The organism is Enterococcus sp. E5-37 (assembly GCF_035726925.1).
GTDB lineage: Bacteria > Bacillota > Bacilli > Lactobacillales > Enterococcaceae > Enterococcus_B > Enterococcus_B faecium.
On sequence record NZ_JAPMLG010000008.1, the window covers coordinates 115,829 to 128,932 of the forward strand.

Sequence of the window (13,104 nt, forward strand, 5' to 3'; positions counted from 1 at the left end):
AATTTTGATATTCGTTTGACATTTTACCAGAAAAAATATATTATAATTCCAAGAATACGTTTACAAGGAGTTTGTCATGAAACTTAAAGAAAATTGGTCACGAACGGATCGTTATCGTCCATATAAAGAATGGTCTGAAGAACATTTGCATTCCTTAGAGAAAAAAATCAATTCTTCCCATTGGCGCTTAGGCTACCATATACAACCAGTTACTGGTTTATTGAACGATCCGAATGGTTTTTCCTATTTCGACGGGAAATGGCAGCTATTTTATCAAGCATATCCGATGGGGTCTGTTCATGGTCTGAAATCTTGGTACCATCTCTCCTCAGTTAATCTGATAGATTGGAAAAACGATGGCCTCAAACTGATTCCGGATAATTCATTTGACAGTCACGGTGTGTACTCAGGTTCAGCTTTGCCGATTGATAATCAACTGTTCCTTGCATATACCGGAAATGTGCGTGATTCGAATTGGGGACGTCATTCCTTTCAGTTAGGGGCATGGATGGACAAAAATGGTAATATCACTAAGATACCGACTCCTTTGATCAGCTCCCCACCTCCGGGATATACACAAGAAATCCGTGATCCTCAGCTGATTGCTTATGATGACGGTTACTTGCTCATTGTCGGAGCACAAACTGAACAAAAACAAGGAAGAATCTTAACTTATTACAGTAAAGATCTTCAAAATTGGCAGTTTTTAGGAACTTTGGGTTTTACAGAGGAAGAAATGGGTTTTATGATCGAGTGTCCAAATCTATTATTTGTGAACGGCAAAGCACTACTGGTCTTCTGCCCACAAGGTTTATCTCACGAGATCCACTCATACAGTAATATTTACCCGAATACTTACGTGATCGGTCAAACATTTGATTTTGAAAAAAATGAGCTTTCCGACCCTACTCACATAAAAAATATAGATGAAGGATTTGACATTTACGCGACGCATTGTTTCAGTGATGAAAATGGACGAACCTTGGCAATCAGTTGGATTGGGTTGCCTGAAATCAGCTATCCAACTGACGAAGAAGGATGGGCACACTGCTTGAGCATCGTAAAAGAACTTACTATTGAAAAAGAGCAGCTCTATCAACGACCGGTAAAAGAAACAGCGCAGTTGCGAAAAGGAAAACCTTATCACTTTAGCGGTTTGGAAACCACTATTGACGCGGAAATAAATCAATATGAACTCCAGTTAGAATTCGATTACTCACAGAAAGGTACTATTTTATTGTTTGCAGATGAACAACAAAAACACGGTTTAACACTATCCTTTGATATGATACATGGTAAAATGAGTATGGATCGCAGCCATGCCGGCAAATCTTTCGCTGAAAATTTTGGAACTGTACGTGAATTCTCAATTGAAAAGAAACCGCTGAAATTACAAATATTTGTTGATCGTTCCGTTGTAGAGGTGTTTGTAAATGATGGACAGCAAACAGCGACTGCCCGTGTCTTTCCGACAGATGATCAAACGGGCTTGTATATAAAAAGTGACAGGGAATTTAAAGGGAAATTATGGCATCTGCGGAATATGAACAAATAAAGGATGAAGAAAATGGCTGTTAAATTGACAGATGTGGCAAAAAAAGCAGGAGTCTCTCCTACTACTGTCTCAAGAGTGATAAATAATTATGGTTCTTTAAGTCAAAAAACAATCGATAAAGTGAATCAAGCAATGAAAGAACTCAATTATCAGCCGAATTCGTTAGCCCGTTCACTTCAAGGAAAAAACACCCAATTGATCGGCTTGATTTTCCCAACAGTCGCCAATCCGTTTTTTGGCGAATTAGTCGAACAGTTGGAAAGTAAATTATTTGATTTAGGCTATCGTTCGATCTTATGTGACAGTGCTAATAATAAAGAAAAAGAACGAAATTATCTCAACATGTTAGCAGCAAATAAAGTGGACGGCATCATCGCCGGCGCTCATAATCTCGGGATACAGGAGTACGAAAATATTGAGTTGCCAATCGTCTCTTTTGACCGCTATCTGGCAGACGGAACACCAATCGTCAGCAGTGATAATTTCCGAGGCGGTTATCTCGCGACAGAAAATCTCTATCTAAAAGGAGCTCGTAAAATCGCTATTTTGACGGGCTCGCAAGAATCCAACTCCCCCACAAATGACCGAATGAACGGCTATTTGAAATTTATGGATGAGCAGCAGCTAGAACCACAGATTTTTCAATTCCATTCAACTGCTCGTTCCACTGCTTTAAAAAATTTAGAAATCAAACGGATTTTGCAAAATGAAGAGATTGACAGTATTTTTTGCACAGATGATCTTACAGCTGTATTGGCATACAATCTGTGTCAAGAGCTCGATATCCGCATCCCTGAGCAATTGAAAATCATTGGATATGACGGAACAAAATTTATCCAGAATTATTTTCCGCATCTGTCTACTATCGCTCAACCAATAACGGATATTGCCGACATCCTTGTAGACTTGCTACTGCAAAGAATCCAAGATGCTGAAAAACCACTGGAATCACATTACGTTTTACCAGTAAAGCTGATTCAAGGTAAAACGACTTAACTGCAAAGGAGCAAATATTTTATGTTATATGGAGCAATTGAAGCTGGCGGAACAAAATTTGTCTGCGCAGTAGGTACGAAAGATTTAGAAGTAATTGAAAGAATACAAATCCCTACAACCACGCCGATAGAAACGATGAATAACGTTATTGATTTCTTCAAAAAACACCAAGAACAACTGGCAGCGATTGGAATAGGTTCTTTTGGACCGATTGATATTCATCCCAATTCAGCAACATACGGATATATCACCTCTACGCCAAAAAAAGCTTGGCAGAATTTTGATTTTATCGGTTATTTAAATAAAAATTTAAAAGAACTACCGATTGTCTTTACCACCGATGTCAATGCAGCTGCTTACGGAGAATATGTCGCGGGGAATGGAAAAGGGCGTTCCACTATTGTTTACTACACGATTGGAACAGGTATTGGTGGCGGTGCCTTGCAAAATGGCACTTTTGTAGAAGGTTTCAGCCACCCTGAAATGGGACATATGCTTGTGCGCCGACACCCTGTGGATACATTTAAAGGTGTTTGTCCTTATCATAGCGATTGCCTGGAAGGAATGGCTTCTGGACCTGCAATCGAACAAAGAACAGGCATGAAAGGTCAAGAGTTGTCTGTCGCTGATCCTTCTTGGGAATTAGAAGCTTATTACATCGCTCAATGTGTCTATAACACAACTCTTCTATTTTCACCTGATGTCATCATCTTTGGCGGAGGCGTAATGAAACAAGCACATCTGAGAGAACGAGTCCAAGAAGCTTTGGTTGATTTGATGAATCACTATGTAGACTACCCAGCATTCGAAAACTATGTATTACCTCCAAAATTAGGAGATGATGCTGGAATCATTGGGTGTTTAGCTTTAGCATTAGAAAAATCAGAAAAAGATATCTTCTAATAAAATAAGCACGTTGTCACAACAATCTCATCAATAAAAAGACGAAGAATCCACTTGACGCGATTTCTTCGTCTTTTTATTTACTATTAACTTATGTTCTACAATCGGCCTTTCAACCCGATATCCTCGCCTATTTTTCTTGCCCTTAACTCTCTGTTTCCTGTACTTAACAGAGTAGAGGTGTCGTGGAATTCTTTTGTTAACTTCAAATTATGATCTTCTACAAGTTCCTACAATCTAATCTTGGTTGTTTTTTTATTCAACTTGCAACGCTAGCAAGTTCCAGTTGATTATCTTTTCCAATTAAGTTTTGTGATATTTAAACTTCGCCTTGACAGCTTTTCTAAATATAGAAAAGAACATTTCCTTATGTCTATTATGCAACAGCTCAATTTATTTAATGTATGTTAATGATTTTGTGGAATGTCTCCTTGGACATGCTATTTCTACTATTTAATGATCAATCACTTGACCTACTAGTAAGTAGAGAGCATGCCCGAACACATTACAAAAATATCATCACTTATGATACGGAGCTGCGTATCATGAGTGAATGATATTAGGAAAACTTCATAAAATAAATCTTTTATACATTTCCACTTCTAGATGGTCATTCATGTTAGAAGAATCAAACTATTTTTTTACTGTCGTAATAATATTAAAACACTAGAACAAATCAATTAAATTCCATAAAATATAAATAATAGACCTAGCATCATCTGGTATAAAGTGGATGCTAGGTCCGTTATATTTACTCAAAATTGATTCTACGAATAGATCTTCTTATCATTTCTATTTTAGTAGTCATGCGTTGTTGTTCTTCTAAAGGTGGTAATGGTATAAGTAGTTTAGATAAATTTGTACCATTTACATTTGGTTGCCCAGTTCCGTAAGAAATTTTTTCTAATAACTTCCAATATAATGGCGAGTCTAAGAAGCAGTCTACGTATTCTGATAATAATTTCTCAACTAACCTAATTCGAATCAAGTAAGAAGCAAAAACAGATTCCTCACTTATTTCCTTAACCAAGAAACTTTTTCCCATAGTTCCTCCTGTCCTTGCTATCAAAATGTCATTTTCTTCCAATCTTAAATCAACTAGTTTAGAATTACTAATATCACAGTAAGGCACACTGGACCAATTTACACGTCCCTCTTGTATATCTGTGATTCTTAAAAACTTAACATTGCCTTTTTTTTTCGCCGAATCTGTATAGCCATATTGAATCTTAGTAGAAATACTTCCTAAATAAACCCATAGTTGAACATCGCTAGATGATTTTTCTTGTCGTTCTTTATGAACAACAGTGATCATCTTGAGTTGTCCGACTATTTTTTAGTTGCAGCAATCTTTTTGGGACGCTTATTTGCATGAAGCAACGTTGCTAAGTCTAGTAATAAAACATTGGCTAACACAGGATTGGCTTTCTCGCGATACGCTGCGGCGCCACTTTCAAACAATACTGCTAGACGATCTTCTACAACAACGATTTGTTCCAAATACGGTGGAAATTTGATTCGTTTTAGGATCCGGCTAGGAGAGTCCCGCTCGGACACTAAGAGTTCCGAGGTATAAGGACCATAAGAACGACTGGCTAAGAGATAATGGCCATAAAAAGCCACACCTTGAATCTTATCAGATGTTTTTCTGCTCATTGTCACGGTTGGTTGGATTTTGTCTTTGCGGCGAATTGCTGTTTTCATTTCAGCTATCGTCGGCAATAGATAGAAAGTCAACTGTCCTTCACCTTTTAGTGTGAAGTTGCCAGATACCAGTTGATCATTGTTTTGAGTCAAATACGATGCTTGTGGAATCTCTGAGAGATCAGTTGTCAGCCAATAAGCGATTGGCTGTCCCGTCTCTTCAGATGTATCTGCTAATATATCGATCAAACGTAAAGCGGCTACTCGTCCAGTAGCAGATCCTGTGATTGTCAACCATAAAAGTTCCCGTTTTGTATCATATACTAAGCCCCCTACATGTGGCCGTTTAGGTAAAATCAGCAGTTTGATTGGCTGTCCTGTTTCTCTATCCAGTACATGAATAATAGAATGATGCTGATGGTCATAGCAGTAGGCAGAAATAAACACAAAATCTTGAGAAAAAGCCAACCCTTGCGGCGTCATCCATTGACAAACCTCATTTTCGCCGGTTTCCGGCACCACCATTCTTGTTTCTGTTAATCCAGGAATGTTATATTGTTTTGCTTCAGCCTTTTCCCAAGCTGCTTGAACAATAGGATACCGTTTTAACTTTTTTTCAATATCCTGATGTATCCGTTGCTGCTTCCAATGCTTAAACTTTAGGACATAGTAAACAAGGAGGCCAATGACCAGCAACACTAAAATCATTATTGCTACCCGCTGTGTCATTTTTTTGCCTCCTTGTTCTATTCGATCAATCGTCCATATACCGCTATTAATTACCGTAACTACATGTTTCTTTTACTAGCGTTTCTTTATAGGATCTTTCATAATCTCATTTATAGTAACATTAAGAATCCCTTATTCTACTATAGTCACTTCCACATCAATATTGCCTCTTGTTGCTTTAGAGTATGGGCAAAATGCGTGGGCTTCTTCTGCGATTTTCTCTGCTTGGTCCTTCTCAAGTCCTGGCAAAGAAACTTCTAAAACGACCCCGATTTGGTAGCCCCCATCTTCTAATTGAAATAAAGATACCCGTGCTTTGACTTCAGAATCAGACTCAAGATTATTTTCTTCCAGCATGTGTTGAACCGCGCCGTTGAAGCAAGATGCGTATCCAGCCGCAAAAAGTTGTTCCGGATTTGTCCCTTCACTATGGATTCCTGGGCGGTCGATCTTCATGTGCATACTTCCGTTTGGTGCCTCAACTTCGCCATCACGGCCTCCACGATTGATCATTGCTGTTTCGTACATTTTTTTCATTGAGATCATCCTTTCTTTCGTCGTTCTATATTAAGTGTAACGAGTATTTTTTAATCTGACAAAGGTAATGCTTGCATTCGGCGACATCAGTTAGACAACATCGATGATCAGTGATAGAAGCAGTTTATCTATACAAAAAAAGAAGGGTTCTATGATATTTGGTGTCCTTACTCGCCTTGAGTAACAACACCAAATATCATAGAACCACTTAATCAGCTTCACACTGCTTTTTCTACTTTCGTAGTTGAAAAAAACTTAAACAAATCATCGGCAAATAGTTAAAGAAAAAACTTAATCGTTGAAAGAAGCCCAATTGCTTAAAGAAGGCAAACTGACTAATCGACGGAATCCGTGCTAATCCGTAAAGACCTGCAATTAGTAAACTAATAACTGTTAAAACAAGATAAAAATGGCTAAGCGTACCTTGACCACTTTGACGATAAAGCAGAACAAGTAACAATGGGAAAAGTAGAAAGCCTGCATAGCCTAGCCCAGAACCTATATTATGGATCCAAGTCGATAGATTCCAAGAGCTTTCATTCGTATTGATACTGAATAAGCCAGTAAAAATACAATCACCTATCCCATATAAACCAACTGTTGCAACAACAAGTATTGCAAGTGTTTTTGATGTTCCAACAAATAGGTGATACAACGCAGGCAACGAAAGAACAAAAAAAAGTCCAGATACAACTGACCAGACCAAGAAAGCACGTCTGACTGGACTATCTACGTCACCAAACACACTAATTACGGTAGTCATTTGATTCAGTTTGGGATAAAAAAGGCCAAGGATATACGGTGTCGATAAATCACTAATCACACCTAATAATAAAAAATAAAAACCATATTTTTGCAAAAAAATCATTTTCTTCCCCTACTTTTTAGTGATTATTCGATACATCCAACAATCAAATTTTTTCTCATTTTAACACATATTTTTATTCTAGTTGCCTTTTGAACAATCAATAACATAAAGGTGAGTTTCTTCTACATTTTAAAAAATCGAATGGCACTGAAGAGTTCAGTTGTCAGCATCAATCTCCTACTCAAAAAGGCAAAAAAACGTAAGTCAGATGTTGTTGACATCTCACTTACGCATCCATTGATTGAAAATTTCTTAGTAAAATCTACTAGCCTAAAAATTTGAAGACTTCTTCTCGATCATACAGTTTAAATACTTTCTCGCATAAAAATTGAGTAATTAGTGCCGCAAAAACAGGGATGACTAACCAACAAAGAACAACAAGAAAGCCATTTAGCCCTGCATCTAAAGAAGCCAACGGACCAACAAGTCCGACCACGCCGAAACCAGCAGAAGCAGGCGTACCTGAAATAGAAAATAGAGCGACAGGAATAGCTGTAATCACTGCACTAACTAAACAAGGAATAAGAATCACAGGTTTTCTAAATAGATTAGGCATCATCATCTTCATAGCGCCTAAAGCAATCGCAATTGTCACACCTGACTTATTAACCTTCCAAGAGTTCACTACTAAAACAAAAGTGGTTGCAGCTACGCCCATCGCAGCCGCACCAGCAGAAACACCATCTAGTTGGATTGCCATTCCGATTGCTACTGTTGAAATAGGAGAGATAATCAAAAAGGCAAAGGAACAACCAATCAAGATAGACATTAACAGCGGTTGTAAGGTAGTGAAGTTATTAATCAATGATCCAATTGCAGAAGTAATTGCTGTTACAAAAGGGAATAAATAAAAACCAAGTAAACCTGCACCTACACCTACAACAATCGGTGTTAACACAATCGACACTGACCCAAAACTATTTCCAATCAGTAAAATCAGCCCGACAGCAATCGATGCTGTCAGCATCGTATTAATAATATCGCCTGTACCAGCACCAACGTAAACACCCGTTTCACCCAAATCAGGTGTGAATTTGACTACACCAGAACCAACAAAAGAAGCTCCGGCTACAACCATCATTCTCATCGGATCAAATCCAAATTGTAAGGCAATCAAACCACCAATGATCAAAGGTGTTGCTAGTTGAAAAATAACTGCTAACTGTGCGATCGTTACCGCAAAGGGATACGCACTAAAATATTTTAAAATGGCACCTAATACTGCATTAGGAATCAATCCAATAATGATTCCTGTTGCTGTACCAGCGAGGACTTTATTCAGAAAAATTTTCGGTGATATTTTTTGTGAAGTTTCCATTCAATCTCTCCTTTATTTTACGTTCAAACTATCTTCTTTTGCATGGACAAGCTCAGTCAAGAAATCACAATAAGGCGTCGCAACACCATATTTCTTCCCTTTTCTAGAAATTGCGCCATTGATATAATCGATTTCTGTTAATCGATGGTTCTTAATCAAGTCTTGATACATTGAAGGATAATGTAACCCAATTGTTTCCGGGTCAAAACAAGATTCACAATGTGCAATGACTTCTGGGACATCTAGTTCAATCTTCTCTACTGCTGCTACTTTGGCAAACTCATTGACAATCGTCGCCACCATTTTATGAGCAGTCGATGTTTTTCCTAGCTCAGCCATATTAACGTCTAAGATTGTGCATAGTCCGTTCATTGTTCCGTTCACACATGCTTTGCGATAAATAGAATAGTGAATATTGTCAGAAAAATGAGCATTTAATCCTGATTCAGACAATTTGTCTGCTAATTTTTTTGCAGCTGCTTCTTTTCCATCACCTAAATTTTGTAATTCTACTGAACCACTTCCAAATAATTTGACCTGACCAGGACCTTCAAGACCTGCCGTCCACATGGTATTTCCAATATAGATATTTTCCATTGGTACAAATTTCTCAATAATATCTTCATGCCCGATACCATTTAATAGACATAAGACCTCTGTATCTTTTTTGATTAATGATTGGATATCCTGCAGCATTTTTTCCAGCTGCATCGCTTTGGTAAATAGAATAATCAGATCAACTTGATCTTCTTTTTCTACTTCGGATTGAAGAACGATTGGTAGTTTTGCTTCTACCTCTTTACCATTAAAATTTGCTTGTAATCCATGTTCTTTGATTTGTTGGACATGTTCTGCCCAGCCATCGATTAATAATACTTCGTTCCCACTTTGGTGAAGCATCAACCCAAAGCGACTTCCCATTGCGCCAGCGCCTGCAATTGCTATTTTCATTGATTCTTCCTCCTTTTTCTTTCTATTATACTCATTTGAGAATCTTTTCACAACCTCGTTTTGTTATTCTTCTCTTATTTATCATGTTTATATCCACCATTCAAGTTATTTTATCAGCAAATCAATAAAAACTGGAATAGAATCCCAATTTCATCGTAAGAGAAACTAAACTAGCAATAAGAAAATAGAAACATTCATAGAAAAAATCTCACTCCTCTGATTATAAAAGAGGGGGCATTAACCTCGTGTATACTAAAACCTTCCATTCATTCGATGGATGATTTTCTTTTTGTGAAAAAATATTCATTGTAGTACGATGTTGCGCAACACAGACGGATGGTATTGCTTATTATTTATTAAAATCGAACAATACACTTATTTAAAAACTTCTTTCCCAGATTTTCTTCCATTTTTACAGTTATAACTAGTATTATCATGAAAAATAGCCTTTTATTGTCTATGGGAATAATAATTTAAAATTGGTACTTTTTTATTAATTAGTTCATCGCCCAATAATCTCTCCAGTTTCTTAGCATCTCCTGACTCAACCGGAATTATCCAAGCCCAGTCTAAATAATTTTTTAAAATCTCATCATATTTTGCAAATATTTCATTGCCATATTCCGTCCTTAAAATTATATTTTCAGTGCCAGACAAGTGATTTATATTGAGTTGATAAAAAAGATCTCCATCTAAAAAAATATCATTAGAAGAAGATTTCCCCACAGTAATGACCATTCCATCAGCTCTATGTGTTACATACAAATAATTGTATGACCTCATTTCACCTAATGAATCAATTATTTCTTGCCCTTTAGCTCTAATATATTGATCTCTATTACCTATCTCACTCTTATTTAACAAAAGTTTTTTCATGTCAAATTTAATCGGCTGTTTTATTTTTGTAAATTCGCTTCTACTACTAATCCAATCCGAGATTAATTTTTCAACATGTCCCAGAGTAAACTCTGATTTATTCGCTAAATACTTTTTTTGTTGTATTAAAGACATCTTTCCCCGAAGCTCAAAATTGAGCCTACATCGATTCTCTATCTCTTCAAAAAGCATCTTATCTTCATCATTCTTATATTCATCATTCATAAAACCAATCCAGCTCCTCGATTAAGATAATATTTTAATCTCATACAAAAACTAGCTCTCATCAAAACAACCATTGTTTTGATTTCTCATGAAATTTCTTTATACTTTTCTCCGATTATAAATTCCTAACCCCTTGAGAAAATTACGCATATATTTATCTCCGCAAGGCTTAAAATTTCGTTGGCCTTCTTTTCTCAAAAATGCCCCGATTTCGCCTTTTGATGGATAGATTTCTGCCTCAGCAAAAACGTCTAAAATATCATCAGTGGTCATAGACAAGGCGATTTTTAATTTTTTTAGCAACACATTGTTGATATATTTGATTTCCTTGCTTTTTTGCGGCGTGTCTACTATCGGCTTATCTTTTTGCGGACCACGCGCCAAGAGAATCAGGCCATTTAGGAATGCGTCAAAAACTTGGTTGTTGATGGTTTTTTCATACACATTATTTTCTGCATTATCTTTGTTCTTATCCTGTACTTTGGTCAGTACCGCCTGAGCTTCTTCTTTAGTCAGTGGTACACCGCCTAGCTCAAAAGCTTTAATCAAATCCGTATCTTTCAAATCAATCGCATAACGCAATCGCAATAACCTATCATTGTTATTCATTTGTTCCTCCGAAGTATTTAGTCTTTACTTTCTTACGTACTTTTTGTCTTGCTAAGATTTTTAGGATCAATGATAAAAACCGCATCACTTATGATAAGGCGCTGCGTATCATGAGTGAATGATATTAGGAAAACTTCATAAAATAAATCTTTTATACATTTCCACTTCTAGAGGGAGCGTCAATAATTTTGTGTAAATAGAAAAAAGGAAGTCCCTTCTGTAGAATAGAGTTACCACAACACATTCACAGAAAAGAGGACTTCCATATGAACGATTTTACTACAGAAATTCTAAAGACTCTAGCGAACAAAGGCGAGTTGAATGAATTATTCCGTGTCCATTTGGAAAAAGCTGTCAATACGCTTCTCAAAACGGAGTTAACGGCTTTCCTCGATTACGAAAAGTACGATCGCATTGGTTTTAACACGGGTAATTCTCGTAACGGCTCCTATGACCGTACGGTCAAGACCGAGTACGGGGAACTTCATCTCCAGATTCCGCGCGACCGCAACGGCGAGTTCAAGCAACAGACTGTTCCTGCTTATAGACGGACGAATGATACCTTAGAGGAGACCGTCATTCACCTCTTCCGAAAAGGTATTACCATGTCGGAAATCGCAGACTTGATTGAGAAAATGTATGGGCATCACTACACGCCCCAAACCATGTCCAACATGACTAAAGTGCTGACTGAAGAAGTAAATGCATTTAAAGTTAGAACTCTAAATGATAAGTATGTCGCTATTTTCATGATTCCTTCAGTTTTTCAGATGATATACCACTCAAAAAAACAATATGAGAGATGTTCAGGAATACCATCTCTAATGGCTTATAAATTGGTTTTAGGGATAGTAGATGTTCTAGACTTATCAAGGAATAAACGAGCAGCTGCATAAAAGCAGATGGAATTAAGGAATAATTGAATTGTAAAAGAAGGGAATAAAGTTAATGGCACAATTATTTTACAGATATGGAACAATGAATAGTGGAAAGAGTATTGAGCTACTGAAAGTGGCTCATAATTATGAAGAACAAGGGAAGAGAGTTATCATAATGACAAGCGCAATAGATACTCGATCAGGATTTGGAAAAGTTGAGAGTCGTATAGGTGTTTCGAAACCAGCTATTGCAATTACTTCTGAAATGGATGTGTACGGAGAATTAGTGGAGATTATTGATCAGTACGAAAAAGTTGATTGTATTTTGGTCGATGAGTCTCAATTTTTAAGTAGAGAGAATATTATTGATCTATCACTTATCGTAATGAATGAGGAAGTACCAGTAATTTGCTATGGATTGAAGAATGATTTTCAAAATAATCTCTTCAAGGGATCCGAAGTATTATTGACATTTGCTGATAAAATTGAGGAAATTAAAACTATTTGCCATTTTTGCAATAAAAAGGCTGTAATGAATGCTCGTATTGTTGATGGTATTCCAGTTTATTCAGGTGAACAGATTGTAGTAGGAGGTAATGAAGATTACCTTTCGGTATGTCGCAACCACTACTACAACGAAGATTGAAATAAAAAACGTGTAATCATGGAATGGCAACAGTTTTTTTGACAAATTTTATAAGGTGCAGAACTTCTTTCCGTATGCTATTCCGATTGTCCTTGACAATGAGCCTCCTCGGATGTGACGATCTTCGGCAGGAGCTAACAGTTAAAGTTAGACTGCCTCGCTAGCGTTAGCACATCCGAGCTCATTATCAAGGATTCGCTGCGCCAATCTCTGGTTACGGTAACCAACCGGTGTCTCGTAGTCAAGTGTACCGTACAACCGAAGGTGGTTCCACCAATTGACATAGTCAAATAACTCCAAATCCAATTGTTGTAAGGTTTCAAATGTGTATTGATAGACAAATTCTACTTTCAACGACTTATAAGTTGA

At 37.0% G+C, this 13,104-nt stretch carries 13 protein-coding genes and 1 pseudogene; 5 read left to right on the forward strand and 9 right to left on the reverse strand.

Features of this window, described 5'->3' with window-relative positions; all coding sequences use genetic code 11:
• The first annotated feature begins 76 nt into the window (after positions 1-76).
• The 3 genes from OS138_RS08490 to OS138_RS08500 are packed head-to-tail and all read left to right on the forward strand — an operon-like array spanning position 77 to position 3,454.
• Positions 77-1,555: a sucrose-6-phosphate hydrolase gene (locus OS138_RS08490; protein ID WP_002338597.1), complete on the forward strand. Its 1,479-nt coding sequence runs from the start codon at positions 77-79 to the stop codon at positions 1,553-1,555.
• A 12-nt stretch (positions 1,556-1,567) separates the two neighbouring features.
• Entirely contained in the window at positions 1,568-2,551 is a 984-nt protein-coding gene (locus tag OS138_RS08495) for a LacI family DNA-binding transcriptional regulator (RefSeq protein WP_002310605.1), read from the forward strand.
• A gap of 21 nt (positions 2,552-2,572) precedes the next feature.
• Positions 2,573-3,454, forward strand: coding sequence for an ROK family protein (locus tag OS138_RS08500; protein WP_002328700.1), 882 nt, complete (start codon positions 2,573-2,575; stop codon positions 3,452-3,454).
• 751 nt (positions 3,455-4,205) lie between these two features.
• On the opposite strand, the gene OS138_RS08505 is transcribed toward OS138_RS08500, so the two are convergent.
• The 8 genes from OS138_RS08505 to OS138_RS08540 form a co-directional block, all read right to left on the reverse strand.
• Complete coding sequence (locus tag OS138_RS08505) at positions 4,206-4,769, reverse strand: restriction endonuclease subunit S (RefSeq protein ID WP_002330004.1); 564 nt, start codon at positions 4,767-4,769, stop codon at positions 4,206-4,208.
• A 14-nt stretch (positions 4,770-4,783) separates the two neighbouring features.
• Complete coding sequence (locus tag OS138_RS08510; RefSeq protein ID WP_002292292.1) at positions 4,784-5,827, reverse strand: hypothetical protein; 1,044 nt, start codon at positions 5,825-5,827, stop codon at positions 4,784-4,786.
• A 132-nt stretch (positions 5,828-5,959) separates the two neighbouring features.
• Positions 5,960-6,364: an organic hydroperoxide resistance protein gene (locus OS138_RS08515; RefSeq protein WP_002292291.1), complete on the reverse strand. Its 405-nt coding sequence runs from the start codon at positions 6,362-6,364 to the stop codon at positions 5,960-5,962.
• A 232-nt stretch (positions 6,365-6,596) separates the two neighbouring features.
• On the reverse strand, positions 6,597-7,232 hold the full coding sequence (locus OS138_RS08520) for a DUF998 domain-containing protein (protein ID WP_002330002.1): 636 nt from the start codon (positions 7,230-7,232) through the stop codon (positions 6,597-6,599).
• Between the two features lie 265 nt (positions 7,233-7,497).
• Positions 7,498-8,550: a PTS sugar transporter subunit IIC gene (locus OS138_RS08525; RefSeq protein WP_002291912.1), complete on the reverse strand. Its 1,053-nt coding sequence runs from the start codon at positions 8,548-8,550 to the stop codon at positions 7,498-7,500.
• A gap of 12 nt (positions 8,551-8,562) precedes the next feature.
• The gene (locus OS138_RS08530; protein WP_002291914.1) at positions 8,563-9,501 is read right to left on the reverse strand and encodes a 2-dehydropantoate 2-reductase; all 939 of its coding nucleotides are present in this window, start codon (positions 9,499-9,501) and stop codon (positions 8,563-8,565) included.
• Between the two features lie 450 nt (positions 9,502-9,951).
• Positions 9,952-10,602: a hypothetical protein gene (locus tag OS138_RS08535; protein ID WP_002312640.1), complete on the reverse strand. Its 651-nt coding sequence runs from the start codon at positions 10,600-10,602 to the stop codon at positions 9,952-9,954.
• 99 nt (positions 10,603-10,701) lie between these two features.
• Entirely contained in the window at positions 10,702-11,211 is a 510-nt protein-coding gene (locus OS138_RS08540; protein WP_002296569.1) for a DUF1456 family protein, read from the reverse strand.
• A 266-nt stretch (positions 11,212-11,477) separates the two neighbouring features.
• Between OS138_RS08540 and OS138_RS08545 the strand changes: the two are divergent.
• Together OS138_RS08545 and OS138_RS08550 are read left to right on the forward strand one after the other, a co-directional pair.
• Positions 11,478-11,963, forward strand: a pseudogene (locus OS138_RS08545) (IS256-like element ISEfm2 family transposase); the annotation flags it as partial.
• A 196-nt stretch (positions 11,964-12,159) separates the two neighbouring features.
• Positions 12,160-12,735: a thymidine kinase gene (locus OS138_RS08550; RefSeq protein ID WP_002338599.1), complete on the forward strand. Its 576-nt coding sequence runs from the start codon at positions 12,160-12,162 to the stop codon at positions 12,733-12,735.
• 147 nt (positions 12,736-12,882) lie between these two features.
• Here the strand turns inward: OS138_RS08550 and OS138_RS08555 are convergent.
• On the reverse strand, positions 12,883-13,104 hold a 222-nt coding region (locus OS138_RS08555; protein ID WP_325069999.1), incomplete at its 5' end, for an integrase core domain-containing protein.